Source organism: Corynebacterium crudilactis, from assembly GCF_001643015.1.
Lineage (GTDB): Bacteria > Actinomycetota > Actinomycetes > Mycobacteriales > Mycobacteriaceae > Corynebacterium > Corynebacterium crudilactis.
The window spans coordinates 578,945-602,290 of sequence record NZ_CP015622.1 but is presented as its reverse complement, the minus strand read 5'-3'; the positions used below and the strand labels follow the sequence as shown (position 1 = coordinate 602,290).

The 23,346-nt window shown below is 49.9% G+C and carries 21 protein-coding genes; 12 read left to right on the top strand and 9 right to left on the bottom strand.

The window, feature by feature from the left end:
• Positions 1-299 precede the first annotated feature (299 nt).
• Genes ccrud_RS02875 through galE form a run of 3 tightly spaced genes read left to right on the top strand, consistent with a single transcriptional unit; the run spans position 300 to position 4,140 of the window.
• The gene (locus ccrud_RS02875; protein ID WP_066564596.1) at positions 300-1,253 is read left to right on the top strand and encodes an NAD-dependent epimerase/dehydratase family protein; all 954 of its coding nucleotides are present in this window, start codon (positions 300-302) and stop codon (positions 1,251-1,253) included.
• Positions 1,208-3,136 (top strand): glycosyltransferase family 2 protein, encoded by a 1,929-nt coding sequence (locus tag ccrud_RS02870; RefSeq protein ID WP_245670356.1) that lies wholly within the window; start codon positions 1,208-1,210, stop codon positions 3,134-3,136. Before ccrud_RS02875 ends, ccrud_RS02870 begins: the two co-directional genes overlap by 46 nt.
• Positions 3,124-4,140, top strand: a complete 1,017-nt coding sequence (galE, locus tag ccrud_RS02865; RefSeq protein ID WP_066564593.1) for a UDP-glucose 4-epimerase GalE — start codon at positions 3,124-3,126, stop codon at positions 4,138-4,140. The genes ccrud_RS02870 and galE overlap by 13 nt, the downstream gene beginning before the upstream one ends.
• On the opposite strand, the gene ccrud_RS02860 is transcribed toward galE, so the two are convergent.
• The 7 genes from ccrud_RS02860 to secY all read right to left on the bottom strand — a co-directional run bounded on the left by ccrud_RS02860 (position 4,082) and on the right by secY (position 11,921).
• Entirely contained in the window at positions 4,082-5,728 is a 1,647-nt protein-coding gene (locus ccrud_RS02860) for a right-handed parallel beta-helix repeat-containing protein (RefSeq protein WP_066564589.1), read from the bottom strand. The two genes, galE and ccrud_RS02860, sit on opposite strands and share 59 nt — an antisense overlap.
• A 26-nt stretch (positions 5,729-5,754) precedes the next feature.
• Positions 5,755-6,813, bottom strand: a complete 1,059-nt coding sequence (locus ccrud_RS02855; RefSeq protein WP_066564586.1) for a right-handed parallel beta-helix repeat-containing protein — start codon at positions 6,811-6,813, stop codon at positions 5,755-5,757.
• A gap of 22 nt (positions 6,814-6,835) precedes the next feature.
• On the bottom strand, positions 6,836-8,002 hold the full coding sequence (locus ccrud_RS02850; protein ID WP_066564583.1) for a nucleotide sugar dehydrogenase: 1,167 nt from the start codon (positions 8,000-8,002) through the stop codon (positions 6,836-6,838).
• Positions 8,003-8,186: 184 nt separating this feature from the next.
• Positions 8,187-8,936: a L,D-transpeptidase gene (locus tag ccrud_RS02845; protein WP_066564580.1), complete on the bottom strand. Its 750-nt coding sequence runs from the start codon at positions 8,934-8,936 to the stop codon at positions 8,187-8,189.
• A gap of 161 nt (positions 8,937-9,097) precedes the next feature.
• On the bottom strand, positions 9,098-9,892 hold the full coding sequence (gene map, locus ccrud_RS02840) for a type I methionyl aminopeptidase (RefSeq protein ID WP_066564576.1): 795 nt from the start codon (positions 9,890-9,892) through the stop codon (positions 9,098-9,100).
• 161 nt (positions 9,893-10,053) lie between these two features.
• Positions 10,054-10,599, bottom strand: coding sequence for an adenylate kinase (locus ccrud_RS02835; protein ID WP_066564572.1), 546 nt, complete (start codon positions 10,597-10,599; stop codon positions 10,054-10,056).
• Complete coding sequence (secY, locus tag ccrud_RS02830) at positions 10,599-11,921, bottom strand: preprotein translocase subunit SecY (protein WP_066564569.1); 1,323 nt, start codon at positions 11,919-11,921, stop codon at positions 10,599-10,601. Before secY ends, ccrud_RS02835 begins: the two co-directional genes overlap by 1 nt.
• A gap of 322 nt (positions 11,922-12,243) precedes the next feature.
• On the opposite strand from secY, the gene ccrud_RS02825 reads away from it, so the two are divergent.
• The 9 genes from ccrud_RS02825 to ccrud_RS02785 all read left to right on the top strand — a co-directional run bounded on the left by ccrud_RS02825 (position 12,244) and on the right by ccrud_RS02785 (position 22,208).
• Positions 12,244-13,062 carry an IclR family transcriptional regulator gene (locus ccrud_RS02825; RefSeq protein WP_066564566.1) on the top strand — a complete coding sequence of 273 codons (819 nt, stop codon included), beginning with the start codon at positions 12,244-12,246 and terminating at the stop codon, positions 13,060-13,062.
• 175 nt (positions 13,063-13,237) lie between these two features.
• Complete coding sequence (locus ccrud_RS02820) at positions 13,238-14,533, top strand: cytochrome P450 (RefSeq protein WP_066564562.1); 1,296 nt, start codon at positions 13,238-13,240, stop codon at positions 14,531-14,533.
• Between the two features lie 42 nt (positions 14,534-14,575).
• A complete protein-coding gene (locus tag ccrud_RS02815; protein WP_066564559.1) occupies positions 14,576-15,670 on the top strand; it encodes a PEP/pyruvate-binding domain-containing protein in 1,095 nt (364 codons plus the stop codon).
• 51 nt (positions 15,671-15,721) lie between these two features.
• Positions 15,722-17,614: a PEP-utilizing enzyme gene (locus ccrud_RS02810; protein WP_066564556.1), complete on the top strand. Its 1,893-nt coding sequence runs from the start codon at positions 15,722-15,724 to the stop codon at positions 17,612-17,614.
• On the top strand, positions 17,607-18,353 hold the full coding sequence (locus ccrud_RS02805; protein WP_066564553.1) for an SDR family NAD(P)-dependent oxidoreductase: 747 nt from the start codon (positions 17,607-17,609) through the stop codon (positions 18,351-18,353). The genes ccrud_RS02810 and ccrud_RS02805 overlap by 8 nt, the downstream gene beginning before the upstream one ends.
• Before the next feature lie 25 nt (positions 18,354-18,378).
• Positions 18,379-18,699 (top strand): 2Fe-2S iron-sulfur cluster-binding protein, encoded by a 321-nt coding sequence (locus tag ccrud_RS02800; protein ID WP_066564549.1) that lies wholly within the window; start codon positions 18,379-18,381, stop codon positions 18,697-18,699.
• A gap of 10 nt (positions 18,700-18,709) precedes the next feature.
• Positions 18,710-19,981, top strand: coding sequence for an NAD(P)/FAD-dependent oxidoreductase (locus ccrud_RS02795; RefSeq protein ID WP_066564547.1), 1,272 nt, complete (start codon positions 18,710-18,712; stop codon positions 19,979-19,981).
• Positions 19,978-20,715 carry an HD domain-containing protein gene (locus ccrud_RS02790; RefSeq protein WP_066564545.1) on the top strand — a complete coding sequence of 246 codons (738 nt, stop codon included), beginning with the start codon at positions 19,978-19,980 and terminating at the stop codon, positions 20,713-20,715. The genes ccrud_RS02795 and ccrud_RS02790 overlap by 4 nt, the downstream gene beginning before the upstream one ends.
• Positions 20,715-22,208 carry an aldehyde dehydrogenase family protein gene (locus tag ccrud_RS02785; RefSeq protein ID WP_066564543.1) on the top strand — a complete coding sequence of 498 codons (1,494 nt, stop codon included), beginning with the start codon at positions 20,715-20,717 and terminating at the stop codon, positions 22,206-22,208. Before ccrud_RS02790 ends, ccrud_RS02785 begins: the two co-directional genes overlap by 1 nt.
• Positions 22,209-22,708: 500 nt before the next feature.
• On the opposite strand, the gene rplO is transcribed toward ccrud_RS02785, so the two are convergent.
• Entirely contained in the window at positions 22,709-23,155 is a 447-nt protein-coding gene (rplO, locus tag ccrud_RS02780) for a 50S ribosomal protein L15 (protein ID WP_066564541.1), read from the bottom strand.
• A 4-nt stretch (positions 23,156-23,159) separates the two neighbouring features.
• On the bottom strand, positions 23,160-23,345 hold the full coding sequence (gene rpmD / locus ccrud_RS02775) for a 50S ribosomal protein L30 (RefSeq protein ID WP_066564538.1): 186 nt from the start codon (positions 23,343-23,345) through the stop codon (positions 23,160-23,162).
• Position 23,346 lies beyond the last annotated feature (1 nt).

The window sequence follows — 23,346 nt, the reverse complement described above, 5'->3', positions numbered from 1 at the left end:
GAAAGTAACACCAAATATATACATTTTAAATACCCCTTTAATAGGTCGTTCTTAAAGTGGTGACGATATGGAAATGTACGGTGATATGCTTCACGTTTAGAAATCTGGATTTTATTAAAAATGCTGTACAGATAGGTTATTTTCATCGAAATATTCCGAATGGAATTCTTAATAGATTCTAATATTTACCCGGGTCGGAAAATGAAAATTTAACTAGAAACCCACATTTCTTAGAAAAAACAAAGATATACCTTAGGCCGTCATAAGAATATGATTATCGTCCCTGAAAGGATCTCGACATGCGTTGTGTTATTACCGGTGGCGCCGGATTTCTGGGAAGCCATCTGACAGACCTCATTCTCAGCGAAGGTCACGAAGTCGTGGTCTTAGACGATCTCAGCACAGGCTCTCTCCGCAATCTGGTGCATCAAATCAGCAATCCTCGGTTGCAGATCAAAACTGTAAATGTGAGAAATAAGTTTGAAGTTGACGGCCCCGTCGATATCGTTTTCAACCTTGCCAGCCCCGCTTCCCCGCCTGTTTATACTCAACGTCGAGTCGACTGCCTTCTTATTAACTCAGAAGCTGTCCTTCAAGTAGCTGAATTTGCCCTAGCTAAAGGTGCTCGACTCGTCCAGGCATCAACCAGCGAAGTGTACGGCGATCCTCTCAGCCACCCGCAAAGGGAACACCACTGGGGCAATGTCAACCCGATTGGAGAGCGCAGTTGCTACGACGAAGGCAAGCGCTTCGCTGAAGCGCTCCTGTCTGCCATGCGTCTAGAACGTGGACTCAACGCCGGAATCATCCGAATCTTCAATACCTATGGTCCACGCATGCACCCTTATGATGGTCGAGTTATTTCTGGATTTGTCAGGCAAGCACTTAACAATGAGCCACTCACAGTTTTCGGCGATGGGTCTCAAACACGCAGCTTCTGTTATGTCTCAGATTTAGTCCGCGGTCTATGGCTCATGGGAAATGCAGATCATTCCGGCCCCATCAACCTTGGAAATCCAGTTGAGCAATCAGTACTAAGCATGGCGCATCTGATTAGAGAATCTACGAACTCTTCCTCTGAGATAACTTTCCTTCCGCTGCCTTCAGATGATCCTGTACGACGTCGTCCTGATATTTCCAAAGCCAAAGAAGAGCTCGGATGGGAACCTCTCATTAGAATCGGCGAGGGTCTAAGCCAAGTAATTAATTGGCAGATCGAGATGCAAAGGACGTACTCGGAGCAGATATCGTGACTGTTCGGCGGGCTGAAAAAACCCAATTCAAGGTGTCACACAACCCCCGGCATAAAAAGTCTTTGAATCTCGGCTCAGCAGAGTTAGCTGCGAAAATTCAGACTTTGAGCAGCGGCTGGGTCGCTGATATCCGGCCTACCGGTCCAGTTTTGGACGCAGATACTCCTCGAGTAATCCGTGAGGCCAGTGACGAGCTCTTTACGCCCGCCTTAACTCGTACCTCCCAGCGATGGCTAAACTTTGCAGTCCTGCTCTGGGTGGTACTGGTTCTTTGTTTTATCGTGTGGTGGTTCACACCAGATCATGTTGGTACTCGCACAGGACTAATTCTCAACACCTCTGTGGCTGCCTTTCTTCTCCTACTTCCAATCGCTTTTGTGTCACGGATTCATGCAATTCGACGTATCAACCCTGAGATACCTCTCCCTGATGCTCGCGTTGCTCTTGTCACAACCAGAGCTCCAAGCGAACCTTTTTCTGAAGTTCAGCCCACTCTTGAAGCGATGCTGCGCCAAAATTATCAAGCTGACTACGATGTATGGCTTTGCGATGAAGCACCACCAGACGAAATCTATCAGTGGTGCGCTACCAACGGAGTCCACATATCAACGCGCCATAACGAAGAGGACTACCACCGCTCAAGTTGGCCAAGAAGAACTCGATGTAAAGAGGGAAATCTTGCGTACTTCTACGACAATTACGGTTATGAAAACTACGACATAGTCGGCCAATTCGATTGCGACCATATTCCTGAGCCAGACTATCTCGAAGCGATCCTTCGTCCTTTTAGTGACCCTAATGTCGGATACGTTGCAGCGCCGAGCATGTGCGATTTAAACCAAAAAGACTCCTGGTCAGCCCGGGGCAGGTTATATGCAGAAGCAATGATTCATGGCCCTCACCAATCAGCGCATAACGGTGGGCTAACACCTACTTGTATTGGATCTCACTACGCAGTACGCACCGCAGACCTTGCGAAAGCAGGTGGTATTGGACCTGAACTCGCCGAAGATTTTTCGACATCTTATGTCATTCGATTGACAGGTGCCGATGGGGCATTCGCTATTGATGCAAAAGCACATGGCCAAGGCCCCTCAACGTTTGCTGCGATGATTACACAAGAGTTTCAATGGTGTCGCAGTCTGACAGTATTGCTGTTTACTTTGGTTGGTAGGACGCTCCATGTGTACCGTCCCCGTTTAAAATTCAGGTTTCTCTTTGCTCTTTTAGTCATGCCAGCGATGGGGCTAATGACAGGAGCAGGATTTCTTATTGCCCCGCTTGCCGTAATTTTTGATCAACAGTGGATGTCAATGAGTTTGCTCAATTTTATTGTCTTCACCACCGTTGTTTCTCTCCCGCTTGTCGGTATGTTGTGGATTCTTAGGAGAGCCGGGCTGCTTCGACCAAATGATGTCCCCGTCATTAACTGGGAAAGCGGATTATTCCAGATTGTTCGATGGCCTTATGTTGTCCGAGGCTTCTTTGCAGGTCTCCGTCAGGTTATTTTCCGCAACGAAGTTCACTTCCAAGTCACCCCTAAGGGCGATCTGGGAGTACAGCCTATCTCCCTCCGCGTGATGCTGCCCTACCATTTCCTCACAATCGCCATGATTGCTATCGGAGTCTGGGGTGTGATTGATGACCGTTCTCCAGGTTATGCAGGCCTGACGCTACTCGGTGGTCTTATTTATGGATTCGTGTGCTTCTTTGTTCCTTGGATGCACTTCCATGAATTGCCCTCTGCACAGAGCACTCTGGGGGAACGTTTTCGTGCCGTGGCTCTTCCGCTTCTTACAGGCCTCGTGATGTTTTTGGTTTCTCTTGTGGCCTTAGTTTTATACATTGCAATTTTCTTCGGAGGTTACCAATGGGTCTGGTAAATGGTCCTGTGCTTGTCACCGGTGGCACTGGTTTCATCGGTAGCCACACTGTTGTCGAGCTTCTCCATGCTGGTGAGCAAGTTGTTCTCATTGATGATCTTTCCAACAGCACCACTGATGTGTTGTCTTCGATAGCCGCAATCACCGGCGCTAATAAACCACCATTAGAAATCGGTGATATTAGAGATCGCCAGTTTCTTGATTCAGTTATTGCGCAATACAAGCCGCGTGCTGCAATACACTTTGCAGCAAAAAAGGCTGTCGGGGAATCAGTCGAACAACCCACAATGTATTTCAACATCAATATCGGTGGCACAGCTACGTTATTGGATGCGCTTCATGATGCAGGGATTCGTAATATTATCTTTTCTTCTTCCTGCTCTGTTCATGGAGAAACCACGCAATCCCCGCTTAATGAAGATTCCCCTACTCAACCTGCAAATCCATATGCCTTCACAAAACTCACGGGTGAACGCATGCTTTCCCACTTAGTAGAAGCTGATGATTCTTGGTCTGCAATTTCGCTGCGATATTTCAACCCCATTGGTGCTCATCCATCAGGAATTCTCGGCGAATCAGGTCTAGGACGGCCTCTCAATATTATGCCGTGGCTCCTTGATGTCGCAGCCGGGCGTAAAGAATCTCTTGATGTCTATGGAGATGATTGGCCAACTCCAGACGGTACCTGCATCCGAGATTATCTTCATGTGGTCGATGTAGCTCGGGTTCATGTTCGTGCACTTGAACACTTCACATCAGGTCAAGCCAAAGTGTTCAATGTCGGGACTGGTGTAGGTACAAGCGTGCTTGAACTCATCACGACAATGGAAAAAGCAAGTGGCCAAAAGATTCCATACAACACTTCTGCCCGGCGTGCAGGAGATGTCTCTGTCCTCGTGGCCGATGCCCAGCGAGTGGCTACTGAATGGGGTTGGGTTCCAGAATTCAACGTTTTTGAAATGTGTTCTGACGCCTGGCGTTTTGATCAGAAGATACAGGATTGATCGCTCCGACATAGGGATTTGGTTCTTCTACAGCATTTCCTGCCAGATCTAATGTTGCGGGAGAACTATCCGCCGGTACTGCTGATGAAACTGCTACCGGCTTAGTCCATGCAATGGTGTCTAAAACAGTGGAAATCTCATATCCGCCAGGGTAAATAGGTGCGTATTCAAAGTTGTCAAAAGAATCTGGAAGCAATGTTTCAGCATGATCTGGAGTTTGCATATATTCTCCATTCCAATCGAAGACCGGCAAACTAGTAAATGTATTTACTGCCAATTGATTCGCAATAAAAGAAACTTTTGAGTCAGCAGACACATCAATTGCAGCAACCGCAGGAGCATAACCAGCAGATGTATCAAAAATATTATGGTGGACAGAGATACCATTGAGATTGCCTCGCAGCTTTAAGGCTGCTGCACCACTAGATGGAGCTGGAAAAACTGTATTGTGATGAATTTTTGTATCTTCGATCCGAGGTTCAGATGCTGCAGATGAAAAACCTCCGATCACGCTAATTCCGCCGTGATACGCATTAAGCCAAGAATCTCCAATACTAGTGTTATAGCGAACAATATTTTCGCCAGAACTACTTCCCCCCTGATGAGCAATAAGTAAGAATCCTGGTCCAGCGTTGTTGTAGCTGTAATTCCTTTCCAAAGTGGAATTTGTCGTTGCAATATCTAATCCAAACCCGCCGCCGTCCGAGTGTTGGGAACTATTATCGTATGACCTGTTATCCCGAACTAATATGCGGGTTGCGTCATGCGTCCAAATTCCAATTGGTCCCTCATCCGCATTAGAGAGCACACCATTGTTGTATGCTTCGTTTCTTTCGATTACTGCGTCTGCAACTGATCCGATGACAATTCCGCTGCCAGAATTTTTATCAATACCATTAATACCTTTTGTTCCTGACACCACAGAATCCAAGATATGGATATTCTTATGTCCGTAGTCCGGCGCACTCGGGCCATATGTGATGATTCCATTGCGAATGCAATCTGATACCACTGCATCCTGGATTGTCACTTCATCAAATCCATCGCCGGCCCCTCCAGAAGAAGCAGCGATTCCGTTGTACGCGCCCGTAATTCGTACTCTTTGAACAGTGATATCTGAATGTGATCCAGAGCCTTCTGTGGCATGCAACAGGATGCCATCTGTGGGTATTTCGGAATGATCATGGGCAACTGATACGGAAATGTCTTCCACAATGACACCTGAGGTATCGATAATCGTAATTCCGGCAGGACCTTCTGCTTCGATGCCTGGAAAATCCTTGTCCGCTGTGACACGTACTGGTTTAGCGGGATCACCTGCATCCGCAGAATCTAATGAGAGCTCACCTATAAGAGGCTTCATTCCAATCAACATGATGGTATCGCCTGGTTGAAGATGATGCTCGGAAGCTCGTTCTAAGGTCTTCCACGCAGATTCACGTTTCAAACCCGTTGCAGAATCATCACCATCCGCAGATACGTAATAGGTAAATGGTCCAGCTGATACAGGTGGATTGCTGCAGCTGACTAATCCCAGCACAGCAATTGTTGCTAGCGGAGCAAAAACCAAACATGAAATTCGCTTCATTTATAAACTCTCACTTGCAAATAGCACTAGTGCTGGGGCATCTGGCATTCTGTGATCTCTGGAGCAGCACTCTGGAGATAAACATTATTTTTGAGTTTAGTGTTTTTAGCTCCGATCCCCCTCAGAATTCCGCCTATATTTGCTTTGGATTTAATAGTGTTTGTGGAAATTTCCACGTGCCCCGCCGAGGGTGTCACGGTAATTTCTCCGTGCCAGATCGTGCGCTGACAATTATTGCTTAAGCGATTTCCGCGGAGAAGGTGTCCCCCGCCAATCATCCCCGGCAGATTCCACACAAGGATGCCTGCGCCATCATTGTCAACGGCGTCGCAGTCTTCAATACTGCAGTCTTCACATCGAATATCAATGCCGAAGCCTCCGCCGTCCACAGGGCCGCCGGTACGATTGCTTTTCGACGCACACCTACTGATTCGGACTCGACGGCAATCATAAACAAAAATGCCCTCTGGGCCTTCGGTTGCAACACACCCAGCTCCATTTCCCTCAGCATGGCATTCGGTAATTTCTCCCCCATCGACAGATCCGAGAATAATTCCTGAGCCAGAATGCTGATCAGCCAACCTCGGATCACCGCGTGTGCCTTCTACCCTGCATTTTGTAATTTTCACATCGTGCAAGCCATGGTTTGGGTGCTGTGGTCCAAAACAAAGTATGCCCTGCAGAAAACAATCTCGGACGAGACACGAATCAACAACCACCTCGCGGAGGCCTCCAGGGAGGTCCGTGCCGATCGCGATGCCATTTTTGGCTCCTTTAATAGCAAGCCTCTCCAGCCGAATGTCTCTGCTCTCTTGAGTTGCCCACACTAAAATTCCATCATGAGAGTCTGTTGTCTCAATGTTGAGATCACTCACGGTGACATGACAAGGATTGAGTAAAACTAAGCCATCAAGTTTGAGAGAGTTTTCCTTGTTCACAGGACGAATCAGCACCCGGTTTTCAGCATCACCATGTGCAATGACAGTGAGCAGCCCTGTTAGATCATTATCAATTTCAAGAATGTCACCTGGCTCAAGTTCTACGGGTGAAGGCTGTGGATGTGGTCCGACTCGTTTCATACTCATGCGAAAAACCTCAATTTAGGTGCTAGTCTCGCTCAAAAATATCTCGGGAATACACGCGATCTGTAACGTCATCGAGTTCATGTGTGGGACGGTTCGAGATGATCAAATCACAGCTTTGTTTGAACTCTTCAAGATCTTTCATTACTCGTGAATCAAAGTAACTGTCTGCGTCCAAAGTTGGTTCATAAATCACTACAGAAACACCAGCTTGTTGGATTCGTTTGATGATTCCTTGTACTGATGAGGATCTAAAATTATCTGATCCTGCTTTCATAACAAGGCGATACACCCCAACATTTTTGGGTTCAAGCTTCAGGATGTCTTCTGCGATAAAGTCTTTACGTACGGCATTTGATTCAACAATCGCAGAAATCATCTTTTGAGGCACGCTGTGATAGTTAGCCAAAAGCTGTTTGGTGTCTTTCGGTAGGCAGTATCCGCCATAGCCGAAGGACGGATTGTTGTATTGATTGCCAATGCGAGGGTCAAGGCCCACGCCCTCAATAATTTGTTTGGAATTTAGGCTCTGCGTAGCTGCATATGTATCTAGCTCATTGAAATACGCAACACGCATGGCCAAATATGTATTCGCAAATAATTTGATGGCTTCTGCTTCGGTCGGATCAGTGAAAAGCACTGGCGTCGCCTCATCCATGGCCCCTTCTTTCAAAAGCAGTGCAAATTGCTGTCCTACTTCTGAGCGATCGCCGACCACAATGCGTGAGGGGTGCAGGTTATCGTAAAAAGCGCTGCCTTCACGCAGGAATTCTGGTGATGGGAAGATCATGGCATTCGGATATTGTGCGCGCATGCGTAGCGTGAAGCCGACTGGAATCGTTGATTTGATAACAATATTGGCTTTGGGGTTTACCTTTAGTACTTCAGAAATAACATTTTCTACGTACTTGGTATTGAAGAAATTTGTCTCGGGATCATAATCCGTTGGTGTTGCCACAATAACGAATACTGCGTCTGCATAAGCATCTTTGGTATCTGTGGTTGCACGCAATGACTCTGGTTTTGTTGCCAGATATCGTTCGAGCTCTATATCCTCAACCGGCGACGAGTAATTGTTTATAGCATCTACTCGAACCTGGTTGATGTCTATAGCAACGACTTCATGGTTCTTAGAGAGCAGCGCGGCATTAGAAGAGCCCACAAAGCCAAGACCTGCGACAGCGATTTTCATTGTGATTCTCACTCTCTAGATTCAAAACTGAAACTGGAATAAGCACTAGAAAAACTTCATAAGATCACATAATTTTAGCAGTTTCGATATAGAAAATTTGGGCTTTTATAAAAGAAAAATGCTCTTAGTTCCTTCGCCAGAAAGCGGAGGAACTAAGAGCACTGTTGGAATGAATCCAAAAATATTAGTAGATGTAGACCATGTCGCCGATGCCAACATTATTGAAGTAGTGGATCGCATCCTGCTGGTTCAGACGAACACAACCTGCAGAAGTGGTTGCGACATTACCCTGGTGGAATGCATGTCCGTTGTAGGTGAAATACATGGCATAAGGCATTGGGGCATTGCCGAACTCATAGGAGATCTCATCTTTTACCTTGCGGTTGATGTAGAACGTGCCACGAGGGGTTTCTTGTCCCACGCCACCGGAGGATACTGGGACTGCACCGTAGACGACCTGTCCGTTTTCCTGCAACCAGGAGCGTCCGCCATCAATGTCAACGCAGACATCTGCGCTTACAGGGCAAGAACCACGGTTGAAGCGTGCGGCTTCTTCAGAGGCAACGCGAGCTGCTTCTGCTTCACGCGCAGCAGCCGCTTCGCGTTCTGCCTGTGCGCGCGCAACTTCTTGTTCTGCCGCAACCTTCTCATCAATAAGACCTGGGAAGAGGCCATTAATAGCATCATCGACAGCTGCTCTTACAGGAAGCGCTGCAGGCCCAATTGTAGAAAGCTGATTTTGCAGGTTAGTGCGGGTTGCCCATGCACCTTCACGTGCATCTGCTTGAATCTGTGAACTTCCAGTCGCAAAATCCTGTGCAGATGCGGTGGCTGGCACCGCAAGCAATGCGAGAGAAGTAGCGCCAGCAGTGAGGATCGCAGCTGCGCCACGCTTGATGGACGCGCTGTATCGGGTACGGGAATTCTTCGCCATAGCTTGAAGTATATAAGGCTGTTTTATGATTATGATATTCAAAATGCACAAAAGTTTTAAAATCCCTCCCCCTGGCGGGTAGCCAGGGAGGATGCAAACCTTTGCTCAACCGGGCAACCTTTAGCCCCGACGGCGGCAGGATGCGTCGAAAAGCAGCAGTTTTAAAAGCGCGGGGTAAGGATGCGTGGGCCACCCTTGGTGGCTGCAACTGTGTGCTCCCAGTGGGAAGCCCAAGAACCGTCGAGGGTGACAACAGTCCAATCATCTTCCAAAACGGCGGAATCTTCAGTGCCCAGAGTCAGCATTGGCTCAATGGCAAGCACAGAACCTTCCTGGATGATTGGTCCCTTGCCAGCTTTTCCTTCATTAGCCAAGTATGGCTCTTCATGCATATGGCGGCCAATGCCGTGTCCACCATAGCCATCCACGATGCCCAGCGCTGCACCGAACTTTGCTTCAGCCTTGCGTGTTGCTACTTCCAAAGCATGAGAAACATCAGTCAAGCGGTTGCCTGGGACCATGGCCTTGAGGCCTTCCATCAGCACCCACTCAGTTGCCAGGTTCAGCGCCTGCACATCTTCATCGATCTCACCGATGCCGAAGCTCCACGCGGAATCGCCAACCCAGCCGTTGAAGGTTGCGCCACAGTCAATAGAGACCAAGTCGCCCTCTTCCAGAATGACTTCCTTTGACGGAATACCGTGGACGATCACTTCATTGACAGAGGCACACACAGATCCTGGGAATCCCTGGTAGCCCAAGAACGTAGGAATCGCACCCGCATCGCGGATAACCTGCTCAGCGATCTGGTTAAGATCCCACGTGCTCATGCCAGCTTTAGCTTCTGCGCGCACAGCCTGCAGTGCCTTGCCGACGATTTCTCCCGCAGCCTGCATTGCATCAAGCTCAGCCGGAGTCTTGGCAGCAATGACTTTTTTCTTAGAACGGAAACCCATGCTTCCACTTCACTTTCTTCATTATTTGAACTTTATAAAACCAAAGGTGGCCGGCACCGCACAATGCATGCGGTTCCCGGCCACCTAGGGGTGAGTGCTTCTGGCCACTGCTTGTTATCTACTTGATCATCGTAGATTCAGTGAACGTGGAAGAAGAAATCTTATTTGCCCAGTGCCTCAAGGGTACGTGCGCTGATTTCCTCAACTTCGCCCTCAGCTTGAATGTTGATGATCTTGTCACCGTAGTGATCGATCAGCGGTGCAGTCTCATCGCGGTACACGCCAAGACGGGTACGGATGGTCGCTTCGTTGTCATCTGCACGACCACGGGAGAGCATGCGCTCTACAACGACGTCCTCAGAAACCTGGTAGTTAACAACACCATCAAGGCTCTGACCAGCTTCAGAAAGCAGATCAGCCAAGATGCCAGCCTGCTCCACAGTGCGTGGGAAGCCATCCAGCAAGAAACCCTCTGCTGCATCAGACTCAGCAAGGCGCGATGCCACCATGCGCGCAGTGACGTCAGTTGGAACAAGCTTGCCAGCATCAATGTACTGCTTAGCTTCAACACCCAATGGGGTGCCTTCGCCGATGTTCGCGCGGAAAAGATCACCAGTGGAGATATGCGGAATGCCAAGCTTCTCAGAGAGAATTACAGCTTGGGTGCCTTTACCAGCACCAGGAGGTCCGAGGAGTACGAGTCGCATTATTTTAGAAGTCCTTCGTAGTTGCTTTGCAGGAGCTGGCTCTCAATCTGCTTCACTGTGGTCAGTGCAACAGAGACAAGAATTAGGATTGCGGTGCCGCCGAATGGAGTGGCTCCGGCTGAACCGGCATCAACGCCTAGATCCAGCATAATGTTTGGCAGAACTGCAATGAGCGCCAGGTATAGGGAACCAATGAACAGCAGTCGATTCATAACAAATCCCAAGTATTCAGCCGTTGGACGACCAGGGCGGATACCAGGAATAAAGCCGCCGTACTTCTTCATGTTGTCAGCCTGCTCAGCTGGATCATACTGAACGGAAACATAGAAATAAGCGAAGAAAATAGTCAGTGCAAAGTACAAAACAATATACTGCCAAGAAGACGGAGTCTGCAGGTGTGCAATGATATTGCGCTGCCACCAGTTATCCGAAACTTCCACGGAACCAGAGTTCACGATCTGGGTAATCAGCACTGGCATGTAGATCAAAGAAGACGCAAAGATGACTGGAATAACGCCAGCCTGATTCACCTTCAAAGGCAAGTAGGTGGAAGAACCACCATACTGGCGACGACCAACCATGCGCTTTGCGTACTGCACTGGGATACGACGCTGACCTTGCTCCACGAAGACCACACCGATGACCAGGATAAGCACAGAAGCCAACACAACAGCGAAGACAACTCCACCGGAGTTACCCAAAATGTTCATGCCATCAGTTGGCAGGCGGGTAGCAATGCCGGCAAAAATCAGCAGCGACATGCCATTACCCACACCCTTTTCAGTGATGAGTTCGCCCATCCACATCACCAAAACAGCACCAGCAGTCATGGTAAACACCAAGATGATGAGGTCAAAGAAGTTGCGGTCCGCTGCCAGCACACGAATACCTGCACCAAGCAGCTGTTCGCGGTCTGCCAAAGCAACAATGCCCGAAGACTGAAGCAACGCCAGAGCAACCGTGAGGTACCTGGTGTACTGCATCATCTTCGCCTGGCCTGATTGACCTTCCTTCTTCAACTGCTCGAAGTGCGGAATAACGACAGTAAGCAGCTGCACGATAATCGACGCCGTAATGTAGGGCATGATACCAATGGCAAAAATAGACAGCTGCAAAAGCGCGCCACCTGAGAACAGGTTAATCAGCGAATAAACGCTAGATTGATCCTGCGTCAAGTCACGTAGACGACCACTAATCGTTGCATAGTCAACTCCCGGGGAAGGGATCTGCGCACCGATGCGGTATAGAACGATCATCGCGATGGTGAAGAAAATCTTCTTTCGCAGATCGGCGTCCTTGAATGCCTGAATAATGGCGGACACTTATCCTCCTGGACTCCACAGCACCTCAAACCAAATTTATATCCATGAGGTGGCGGGAGATGTGTTCTTTAGATCCTGGCCCGATTAAGAATCAGACACGATTGACTTGTCTACCCTACCAGTATTCACCCAAGAACCGCATGGCAACCCATTATTGTTAGCCGTTTCATAGCCCTCAAATACCCCTTCACGGCATTACTTAAGTATCAGATTAGAAACCTTTTCGCCCACCCCGGATAAAGATGCTGACGCTACGCTTAACTAACACTGCCCACCATCCGATCGCAGAGCGGGACCAGAAAGATTAAAGGAGCACCAGAAAATGGCCGGAGGAAACCGAGAGCCTGGAAGAACAGTCACTTCTAAAGTGATTGCTGTTCTCGGTGCCTTTGAACACAGCATGCGGCCCCTTGGCCTCACCGAGATTGCAGATCTGGCCGATCTGCCCCCCAGTACCACTCACCGCCTAGTAACTGAACTGACAGATGGCGGCTTACTCAGCAGAAAATCAGATGGGCGCTATCAACTAGGCCTCCGCATTTGGGAACTTGCGCAAAATACTGGCCGCCAATTACGCGATACTGCGCGCCCGTTTATTCAAGAGCTTTATTCCTTAACTTCTGAAACCTCGCAATTGGTTGTGCGCGATAAAAATGAAGCACTAGTCATTGACCGTGCCTATGGAACTAAAAAAGTGCCCCGCTCAGCACGAGTCGGAGGACGATTACCACTTAATTCCACTGCCGTAGGAAAAATCCTCCTCGCCTTTGACGAGCCTTGGATCAGGCAGTCCTATTTAAAATTGCCCCTCCCCTCCTCCACCCCAAAAACAATTACTGATCCAGAAATCTTGGATCGACAACTAAAACAGATCCGATCCCAAGGCTTTGCCATCACGCACGATGAACAACGAATTGGAGGTGCATCCATCGCAGTTCCCGTATGGCATACCGGAAAGCTTGGAGCAGCACTTGGATTAGTAGTTCCCACCACCCAGGCTGCGAACCTTGAACGCTTTTTACCAATCCTGCAAGCAACTAGCCAAAGGATCACCAAAGACACCGCACTCATTCCGTTGGACACGCTTCTAGCTTCACATCGAAATGCAGCACGAAAAGGCGCTACTGAACCGACCACTTAACCTGCATAAACCGAAACCGATTCCACTGAGTGGAATATGAATTCGTATCTCTTCTCCATTTTAAGCACACTTTGAATCACACCAAAAGTGATTGCAATCACGAAGCTGATTAGAAAGTGATTCAAGCTTCAATATGTGGCCGGCTTTCAAATAAGCCAGAGTGACAGGAGATGAGATGACTTCCCAACAAGCAAACCCAACTACAGCAAATACCGGTGGCTGCCCTTTCGGGCACACGGCAAGTTCTGATACCGATCAATATCACGGCTATCAGCCATTCCAAATGGAGAACCCCTTCCCTGCGTACCAAGAACTTCGTCGCGAAGAACCGGTGATGTTTGATGAACGCATTGGATACTGGGTTGTCACAAAGTACGACGATATCAAGGCCACCTTTGACGATTGGGAGACATTCTCCTCTGAAAATGCTCAAGCGCCAGTTCGCGGACGTGGACCACAAGCAACCCAAATCATGAATGATGGCGGTTTTACTGCGTACTCCGGTCTCTCCGCGCGTATTCCGCCAGAGCACACCCGTATCCGAGCGATTGCGCAAAAAGCATTTACTCCGCGTAGATACAAAGCACTTGAGCCAGATATCCGAGCAATGGTTATCGATCGTGTGGAAAAAATGCTCCAAAGCCAAGATTGCACGGGAGATATGTTCACAGATCTTGCTTATGACATTCCAACCATCACCATTCTTACGCTCATCGGCGCAGATATCTCCATGGTTGACACCTATAAGCGGTGGTCCGATTCTCGAGCAGCGATGACATGGGGAGATCTTTCAGATGAAGAACAAATCCCCCATGCTCACAATCTGGTGGAGTACTGGCAAGAATGCCAACGCATGGTTGCACATGCTCATGAACACGGCGGCGATAACCTCACCGCAGATCTCGTGCGAGCTCAAGAGTCTGGTCAAGAAATTACTGACCACGAAATTGCTTCACTGCTTTATTCGCTTCTTTTCGCCGGACATGAGACCACCACAACGCTGATTTCTAATTGCTTCCGCGTTTTGCTTGATCACCCTGAGCAGTGGGCTGCAATCACTGAAAATCCCAAGTTGATTCCAGGTGCTGTCGATGAGGTGTTGCGGTACTCAGGTTCGATCGTCGGATGGCGTCGAAAAGCACTGAAAGACACTGAAATCGGTGGTGTTTCCATTAAGGAAGGCGACGGAGTCCTGCTGCTCATGGGCTCCGCCAACCGCGATGAAGAGCGTTTTGAAAACAGCGAAGAATTCGATATCGCTCGAACCAATGCTCGTGAACATCTGTCCTTTGGGTTTGGTATCCACTATTGCCTCGGCAACATGCTGGCCAAATTGCAAGCAAAGATTTGCCTCGAAGAGGTCACCAAATTGGCCCCATCGTTGCAGCTTATTCAAGATTCCCCGATCGGCTTCCGAGAGAACCTCTCTTTCCGCGTTCCCACTTCGGTTCCCGTGACCTGGAATAGCTAAGAACCTTCCACATGATCTCTCCAAGAGTTAAGGAAAAGAGCCATGACTAACAGTTTGAATATTCCCTTTGTGCAGCGTTTCGACGAAGGACTCGACCCAGTGTTGGAAGTTCTCGGCGGTAAGGGCGCATCACTTGTCACGATGACAGATGCGGGAATGCCAGTGCCTCCAGGTTTTGTGGTCACCACTGCGAGCTTTGATGAATTCATCCGTGAAGCGGGAGTGGCAGCACATATCGAACAGCTTCTGAGTGATCTTGATGCAGAAGATATCAAGGAAGTCGATCGTGTTTCTGCCATCATTCGCGATGAACTATGCAGCCTCGAAGTACCTGAAAATCCTCGTGTTGCAGTTCACCAGGCTTTCCACGACCTCATGAAACTCTGTGGTGGCGAAGTACCTGTTGCTATACGTTCCTCCGCCACTGCAGAAGATCTGCCAGATGCATCTTTTGCAGGACAACAAGATACGTACCTGTGGCAAGTTGGACTAGGCGCGGTGACCGAGCACATCCGAAAATGCTGGGCATCTTTGTTTACCTCCCGCGCCATCATCTACCGCCTGAAAAATAACATTCCCAATGAGGGACTCTCCATGGCTGTGGTGGTACAGAAGATGGTCAACTCACGTGTCGCAGGCGTTGCCATCACGATGAACCCCTCCAATGGCGATCGCTCCAAAATCACCATTGACTCCTCCTGGGGAGTTGGTGAAATGGTGGTCTCCGGCGAAGTGACCCCAGATAATATCGTGCTGGACAAAATTACCCTGCAGGTAGTTTCTGAACACATCGGCAGTAAACACGCTGAGCTCATACCCGATGCTACGAGCGGCAGCCTCATCGAAAAACCAGTTGACCCGGCGCGGGCAGAAATTCGCAGCCTCACTGATGAAGAAATGCTGGCAGTGGCCAATATGGCTAAGCGCGCAGAAAAGCATTACAAGTGTCCACAAGATATTGAGTGGGCTTTGGACGCTGATCTTCCTGATGGTGAGAATCTTCTGCTCTTGCAGTCTAGACCAGAAACCATCCACTCGAATGGGGTGAAAAAGGAAACCCCAACTCCACAGGCAGCTAAAACACCTGGAGCTTTTGATTTCAGCTCCATCACCGCCGCTATGACCGGCACCAAATAAAACCACCTGAATCTTTTCGTCGACAAGCAAGCATTTAAGGAGTTTCTCATCATGGCTAATAAATCTTTCCCCAAGCCCTCAGACCTACCTGTTCCGCAGGGTGCAGAAGGTTGGGAAGATCTCTATCCTTATTATCTCGTTTTCCAGGACAAACTCATAGATAAGGAGAATGAAAAGTTCTGGTTCTGCGACTCGCAGCACTGGCCAACTGTGTTCAAGCCTTTTGAAACTATCGGCGGCGAATTCGCGGTGAAGTGTTTGGGTCAATACAATGCACGTCACCTGATGATCCCGAATGCCAATGGCATCGAATTCCGCGTGCACTTGGGATATCTCTACATGTCCCCTATTCCAGTTCCAGAAGATCAAATTGCAGATCGTGTGCCGATGTTCCAGGAACGCATCACTCACTATTTCCAAAACTGGGACACCATGTTGGCTGATTGGAAGCAGCGCGTCCTAGGCACCATCAATGAGCTGGAAACTCTAGAGTTCAAGCCTTTGCCTGAGTATGTTCCGATGGAAGATATCCTCTCTGGAAAGGCCAAAGACGGCACCGAAGTGCTGATGGAGAACTTTGATCGACTTATTCAGCTTGCCTACCAAAACTGGCAGTATCACTTTGAGTTCCTCAACTTGGGCTATATCGCTTACCTGGACTTCTTTAATTTCTGCAAGGAAGTGTTCCCAGATATTCCTGATCAGTCCATTTCCATGATGGTTCAGGGTGTTGATATGGAGCTTTTCCGCCCTGATGATGAGCTCAAGACATTGGCACAGCTGGCTGTGGATCTAGGCCTTCAAGCTCACTTTGCCAATCCAGATGATCCAACAGCGACACTGGCAGCGATTGCGGCTGCTGAAGGTGGCTCCACTTGGATTGCCCGCTGGGAAGAAGCCCAGGATCCATGGTTCAACTTCACCGTGGGCAATGGTTTCTACGGCCACGATAAGTACTGGATCGAGCACCTCGAACTGCCACTGGGCTATATTGCGGACTATATTCGCCGCCTTGATGAAGGCCAGACCATCTCACGTCCAAAAGATGAGCTCATTGCAGAAAAAGAACGTGTCGTGGAGGAATACCGCGATCTACTCGATGGTGAACAGCTGGAGCAGTTCGACGCTAAATGTGGACTTGCGGCCACTGCCTACCCATACGTAGAAAACCATAATTTCTACATTGAGCACTGGACCATGTCTGTCTTCTGGCGCAAGGTACGGGAACTCTCCCGCACTCTGCAGGGATACGGCTTCTGGGAAGAGGAAGATGATCTGCTCTACCTCAACCGCACTGAAGTACGCGATGTCCTGTTCGATCTCGCTACCGCTTGGGGTGTTGGCGCACCAGATGGCCCAATTGGCAAGGTTGTGTGGCCGGAAGAAATTGCACGCCGCAAGGCAATTGTGACAGCACTCAAGACTGCCCGTCCGGCTCCTGCCCTGAATACTCCGCCAGAGTCCATCACGGAACCTTTCACTCGTATGCTCTGGGGCATCACCACTGAGCAGGTCCAATCTTGGTTGGGCAATGATGAAGATGCTGAAGAAGGAACCCTCAAGGGTATGGCTGCCTCTCCAGGTGTTGTGGAAGGCTATGCACGCGTGATCTTGAGCGCTGATGATCTCTCAGAAATTCAGCAGGATGAGATCCTTGTAGCTCCGGTAACTGCTCCTTCATGGGGTCCGATCTTTGGCAAGATCAAGGCCACGGTCACTGATATTGGTGGCATGATGAGCCACGCTGCGATTGTCTGCCGCGAGTATGGTCTACCAGCGGTTACTGGTACTGGATCAGCATCTACCACCATCAAGAATGGTGATTACCTCAAGGTCGATGGCACCAAGGGCAAGGTTGTTATCGTTGATCCGGATGCTCTACGCACCGAAGGACCCGGAGCGCACAGTCATTCCCATGATCATGGAGTGGACTCTCATGTCTAAGCCACGCACTATATTAATCACAGGTGCTGCAGGTGGTTTGGGTCGAGCGTTTGCTGAAGGGTTCGCAGCTAAAGGCGATCGCATCGCGGTTGCAGACATTAATTTAGCCGGCGCGCAGGAAACCGTCGAAAAGCTCAAAGCTGCCGGCGCGCAAGCCGCAGCCTTTGAAGTAGATGTCACGTCGCTCGAATCAACTGCTGCGCTAGCAGCAGGGGCCGCCGAATTTGGTGGCGGCCAGGTTGATGTCCTTATTAATAACGCCGCGGTTTATGCCACAGTCACCCGCGCACCATTTGAGGATATCGATCCTGCGGAATGGGATCTGGTGATGGGCGTGAACCTCAAAGGCCCCTGGTTGGTCACCCGATCACTCAGCCCATACTTGTCGGACAATGCGCGCGTGGTCAATTTATCTAGCGCGACCGTATTTTCCGGTTCCGCACACTGGGCACACTACGTTGCGTCCAAAGGCGGAGTGATTGCTTTGACTCGAGTGCTGGCAAAAGAACTCGGCGATCGTGGCATTACCGTCAACGCAGTCGCCCCAGGTTTCACACTGACCGAAGCCAGCTTGGGACTCATGGATAACGCCGAAACTTATGGTGTGGCCCGCGGCTCCATCAAACGCGCAAGCCAACCCGAAGACATCGTTGGCGCCACCATCTTCCTAGCCTCCGCTGAAGCGGAATATATCACCGGCCAAACGCTCATCATTGATGGCGGCCGGCAGTTCATCTAACCCACTGTTAAGCAAGGAGAACATCATGTCTACCGTTCATTTCACTGATCATGCAGGAGAAACCCGCACTGTCGAAGCAAATGTTGGCGATTCAGTTATGGAAACCGCTGTGCGCAACGGTGTCCCTGGCATCGTTGCGGAGTGCGGTGGTTCCCTGTCCTGCGCAACCTGCCATGTCTTCGTGGATCCTGCACAATATGCGGAGCTTTCCCCCATGGAAGAAATGGAAGATGAAATGCTATGGGGTGCGGCCGTTGACCGGGAAGATTGCTCTCGCTTGTCTTGCCAGATCAAGGTCACCGAAGGCATGGATCTGTCAGTGACCACTCCAGAAACACAAGTGTGAGGTTGTGGCTATGAATACTGCAGCTGAAACTGGAATTTTAATCATTGGTGCGAACCAATCTGGCGTGCAGCTCGCGATCTCCTTGCGTGCCACTGGTTTCACCGAGTCAATCACTTTGCTTGGTGAAGAGGATCATCGCCCTTATCAACGCCCCGCGCTGTCCAAGGAATTTCTCCAGGACAAAATTGATAAAGAGCGCCTGATTTTTCGTTCCAATCAATATTGGGAAGACAACAATATCAAGCTGGTTAAAGGCGTGCGCATTGAGCGCATTGAGAAAAACGAAGACGGCTCTGGCGTTGCCTATGGTGGTGCCGGTCAAGAATTTGCTTTTCGACGTCTCGCTCTAGCTGTCGGCGCCCGACCTCGGCGCCTTGACCTCCCGGGCGCCTCATTAGAGGGTGTTACCTACCTGCGTAATGCGGATGATGCCCTAGCGCTGAAAGCAATGATTGGTTCTGTGACCGATGCAGTGGTTGTCGGCGGTGGCTTCATCGGTTTGGAAGCTGCGTGTTCTCTTCATGACCTCGGCAAAAATGTCACAGTATTGGAACATGGTTCACGTCTGATCGGGCGCGCCGTGGGTGAAGAAACCGCATCATTTTTCTTAGAGCAACACCGTTCCCGTGGCGTAAATATCGTGCTCGATGCCCGCATCAAACAATTTGTGGGCAGCAATGGCAAGCTCAGCGGTGTCGAACTAGAAAATGGTCAGGTAATCCCAGCCCAACTAGTCATCGTGGGAATCGGCGTCATCCCGAATACAGAACTAGCCGCCGATATGGGACTAGAGATCAACAACGGCATCGTGGTAGATAAACATGCTGTTGCTTCAGATGGCACCACCATTGCCATTGGCGATGTTGCCAACATTCCCAACCCCATTCCGGGTTCCCCAACAGATGAGCGCATCCGCCTGGAAAGCGTGAACAATGCGATCGAACACGCCAAAATCGCAGCTTATTCTCTCGTAGGCCAGCCCGAAGCATATGCAGGAATTCCCTGGTTTTGGTCTAATCAAGGCGACCTCAAGCTGCAAATCGCTGGTTTAACTGTGGGATATGACAGCACAGTGATTCGTGAAGACGCAGAGAAAAAGAAATTCTCGGTGCTCTACTACCGAGATGGACAAATCATCGCCGCCGATTGCGTCAACGCGCCCCTAGATTTCATGGCTGTGCGCGGTGCACTTTCCAAAAACCAAAACATCCCCGCTGACCAAGCTGGCGATATCTCGCAGCCGTTGAAAAAACTAGCCGTTGACCTGGAGGTTACCCGATGAATCGCAGTAATTTACCCGCTTGGGAAAAAGCAGACCCCAGCGTTCACGCTTCTGATCCCCGGGCAGTAACTTTTGTGGAAAATTTTGGCATTCGACCCATCCCAGCTGTGGGCCCCATTGTGACAGAATCTATTTGCTCAGCTCCATCCCGTGGATTTGAACAATTATGGAAAGCCATCGAACCGGAAACCCGCACCCGTGCAAATGATGTGCATCTTCCACTCGTGGCCGCATATGCAGAACGTCTTTGTGCTGCATACCCTGCAGCCAACAAAGAAGTGGTTCTCGTTGCCGCAATTTTGCATGACACTGGATGGGCTCACGTTGATGAAACCCGCATTATCTCTGAAGGGTTCTCCGGTAATTGGCGTAAAGCTGCGATCCGCTTTGAACACGAATCCGAAGGTTGCATTGTCGCACGTCGGGTACTTCCAGGACTGGGATATGCTGCCGATTTTATCGAGCAAGTCTGCGACATCATTGACGGCCACGACACCCGACAAGTGGCCTATTCTCTAGAAGATGCACTAGTTCGAGATTCCGATCGACTCTGGCGTTTCGACCGCGCCGGAATCATGGCATCCAGCTCCTGGTTCGGCATGCCGGTCTCCGATTATGTCGACCGCCTAGACCGAGAAATCCTGCCAGAGCTTATCACCGAAGCAGCTTATGAAATGGCCACCGCAGATCTCACCCGTGCCAAAGCCCTGCTAAGAACGGATACGATTCGATAATGAATGCTGTAACTAAGCGTGCTGAGTTAAATCTCCCTTACACTCACGTTGATGATTTCTACATCAACGGCACCTGGGTGAAAGCCACAGGTACTAAACGCAATCCGGTAGTCGATCCTGCTATTGGCCAAGAATGGGGATCAGTCCCAGAAGCCACGAGCGCAGAATTAGATCTAGCAGTTGGTGCTGCACGGGCTGCACTACAAACTTGGGGTGCGCTCTCTGGCGCAGAACGAGCTGAATATCTGCTCAAAATCGCAATGGAAATTGAAACCCGCGCAGAGGTTCTCGCGCTCACCAACACTCGAGAAAATGGCTCTCCCATCTCCGAAACCCGCGGTGCCGCGTCCAATGCCGCTGGAATCTTCCGTTATTTCGCGGGCCTTGCACCCTGGTTAGATAGTGAAGACATCCGTGAATTCCCTGCGGGTGGTGCAGAGTCCATCGTGGACAAAGACCCCATCGGTGTCTGTGGCTTAATTGCGCCTTGGAATTTCCCCATCAACCTCGTGGTCATTAAATTAGCCCCAGCACTTCTTGCCGGCTGCACCACCATCATCAAACCTGCTTCCCCTACTCCACTTTCCATTCGTTTCATCATTGAAGCTATCGAGGCCGCCGGAGTTCCTGCAGGCGTCGTGAACCTGCTCACCGGATCAGGACGCTTTGGTGATGAGCTAGTCCGCCACGCTGGAGTAGACAAAGTAGCATTCACGGGATCCACACCAGTGGGCAAAAAGATCGCTGCAGCCTGTGGAGAACTACTCCGCCCCGTCACTCTAGAACTCGGTGGAAAATCCTCTGCCATCGTGTTACCAGATGCCGATATGTCCGTGCTCTCAGAACGATTGATCCGATCATGTATGCGCAACACAGGTCAAACTTGTTATATCAGCACCCGAATCATCGCTCCTAGCTCACGCTACGAAGAAGTCGTCCAGACTGTGGCAAACACCATCACTGCAGGTAGACAAGGCGATCCCTTTGATGAATCAACTGTATTTGGACCAGTTGCCAGTGCTGCTCAGTATGCAACAGTCATGTCTTATATTGATTCTGCATTAGAAGAAGGCGCGCGAGTAGTTGCTGGTGGAGCGCGGTCAATCGGCATTTCAGAGGGGTTAGAATCAGGTGAGTTTATCCAACCAACCGTGTTTGCCGATGTCACCCCAGACATGCGTATCTCCCGTGAAGAAATCTTCGGCCCTGTGCTCTCAATCCTGAAATACGATGACACTAATGGGGTTTCCGAAGCAATCGAACTAGCCAACAACACTGAATTCGGACTCGGTGGACTAGTCTTTGGTGCAGATGAAGAGCACGCACTGGAAGTTGCGCGCCAAGTAGATTCCGGTTCCGTGGGCATCAACTTCTTCGGATCCAACCACTCCGCGCCTTTTGGTGGCCGCCATGAATCTGGCATGGGAGTGGAATACGGCATCGAAGGTCTCAGTGCCTATCTGACGTATAAGAGCATTCACCGGACTATTTAGGTTTTTGGTTTTTGCAGCGCTTACGTTAATCATAAGACTGAAGGAAAGCACCTAGCACTTTTAAAGTGCTGGGTGCTTTGTTTTTTTAGAGTGGGACAAAAGCATTCCAGGTGCGAGCTCACTTTAGAGCTCATTACTTCAGGATCAGTGGATCTATGGGAGCGGCCCTACCCGATGCTTAGGCCTGATTCTAAGAAGGCACTTTTTCTGGCGTTTAGGAGCAAATTTCAGCCCAACCAGACTAGGTGACCAAAATCCTCTCAGTTTCTGAATTCTTGGTCACCCAGTCTGACTTTCATCCTCCCGACAGCTCCCCGACAATCTCCCGAGCTACCATCAAGATTTTCAGGCTCAAACCCCAACCCAAACACTCCATAAACGTCCATAAAGCTCTGAAAATCCCCAAGCCCCTGAGACCAGCCGACCCAACCCCAATAAAAACACAAAAAAGTAACCCCCAAGGTTTCCCTTGGGGGTTACTTTTGAAAGTTCTTAAGAACTTATGCCACGGTTACGGAGCCGCCAGCGGCTTCGATCTTTTCCTTGGCAGAGCCGGAGAACTTGTTAGCGGTGATGTTCAGCTTGACGCTGATATCGCCGTTGCCAAGAACCTTAACGAGCTCGTTCTTACGGACAAGTCCGGATGCAACGATGTCAGCAATAGCTACGTCGCCGCCCTGTGGGAACTTCTCTGCAAGATCAGAAACGTTAACTACCTGGTAGTCAACCTTGTTAGGGTTCTTGAAGCCCTTCAGCTTAGGAAGACGCATCTGCAGTGGCATTTGGCCACCTTCGAATGCAGCAGAGACCTGCTTGCGTGCCTTGGTACCCTTGGTACCGCGACCTGCAGTCTTACCCTTGGATGCTTCGCCTCGACCAACGCGGGTCTTAGCTTTGTTTGAGCCCGGTGCTGGGCGCAAATCGTGGAGCTTAATTGGTTCGCTCATTGTTCTACTCCCCCGCCACTTCTTCGACGACGATCAGGTGGCGAACTGCCTGGACCATGCCACGAACCTCAGGGGTATCGGGACGGACCACGGAGTGGCGGATTCGCTTTAGACCGAGGGAACGAAGATTTTCGCGATGCTTAGGCTTGGTGCCCACAGTACCTTTGATCTGGGTAATCTTCAGCGCCATT

Excerpts from the sequence above, each read along its gene's own strand:
- ccrud_RS02875 (WP_066564596.1), top strand. The coding sequence starts at position 300 with ATGCGTTGTGTTATTACCGGTGGCGCCGGATTTCTGGGAAGCCATCTG.
- galE (WP_066564593.1), top strand. The coding sequence starts at position 3,124 with ATGGGTCTGGTAAATGGTCCTGTGCTTGTCACCGGTGGCACTGGTTTC.
- ccrud_RS02860 (WP_066564589.1), bottom strand. The coding sequence starts at position 5,728 with ATGAAGCGAATTTCATGTTTGGTTTTTGCTCCGCTAGCAACAATTGCT.
- ccrud_RS02855 (WP_066564586.1), bottom strand. The coding sequence starts at position 6,813 with ATGAGTATGAAACGAGTCGGACCACATCCACAGCCTTCACCCGTAGAA.
- ccrud_RS02850 (WP_066564583.1), bottom strand. The coding sequence starts at position 8,002 with ATGAAAATCGCTGTCGCAGGTCTTGGCTTTGTGGGCTCTTCTAATGCC.
- ccrud_RS02845 (WP_066564580.1), bottom strand. The coding sequence starts at position 8,936 with ATGGCGAAGAATTCCCGTACCCGATACAGCGCGTCCATCAAGCGTGGC.
- map (WP_066564576.1), bottom strand. The coding sequence starts at position 9,892 with ATGGGTTTCCGTTCTAAGAAAAAAGTCATTGCTGCCAAGACTCCGGCT.
- ccrud_RS02835 (WP_066564572.1), bottom strand. The coding sequence starts at position 10,599 with ATGCGACTCGTACTCCTCGGACCTCCTGGTGCTGGTAAAGGCACCCAA.
- ccrud_RS02825 (WP_066564566.1), top strand. The coding sequence starts at position 12,244 with ATGGCCGGAGGAAACCGAGAGCCTGGAAGAACAGTCACTTCTAAAGTG.
- ccrud_RS02820 (WP_066564562.1), top strand. The coding sequence starts at position 13,238 with ATGACTTCCCAACAAGCAAACCCAACTACAGCAAATACCGGTGGCTGC.
- ccrud_RS02815 (WP_066564559.1), top strand. The coding sequence starts at position 14,576 with ATGACTAACAGTTTGAATATTCCCTTTGTGCAGCGTTTCGACGAAGGA.
- ccrud_RS02810 (WP_066564556.1), top strand. The coding sequence starts at position 15,722 with ATGGCTAATAAATCTTTCCCCAAGCCCTCAGACCTACCTGTTCCGCAG.
- ccrud_RS02805 (WP_066564553.1), top strand. The coding sequence starts at position 17,607 with ATGTCTAAGCCACGCACTATATTAATCACAGGTGCTGCAGGTGGTTTG.
- ccrud_RS02800 (WP_066564549.1), top strand. The coding sequence starts at position 18,379 with ATGTCTACCGTTCATTTCACTGATCATGCAGGAGAAACCCGCACTGTC.
- ccrud_RS02795 (WP_066564547.1), top strand. The coding sequence starts at position 18,710 with ATGAATACTGCAGCTGAAACTGGAATTTTAATCATTGGTGCGAACCAA.
- ccrud_RS02790 (WP_066564545.1), top strand. The coding sequence starts at position 19,978 with ATGAATCGCAGTAATTTACCCGCTTGGGAAAAAGCAGACCCCAGCGTT.
- ccrud_RS02785 (WP_066564543.1), top strand. The coding sequence starts at position 20,715 with ATGAATGCTGTAACTAAGCGTGCTGAGTTAAATCTCCCTTACACTCAC.
- rplO (WP_066564541.1), bottom strand. The coding sequence starts at position 23,155 with ATGAGCGAACCAATTAAGCTCCACGATTTGCGCCCAGCACCGGGCTCA.
- rpmD (WP_066564538.1), bottom strand. The coding sequence starts at position 23,345 with ATGGCGCTGAAGATTACCCAGATCAAAGGTACTGTGGGCACCAAGCCT.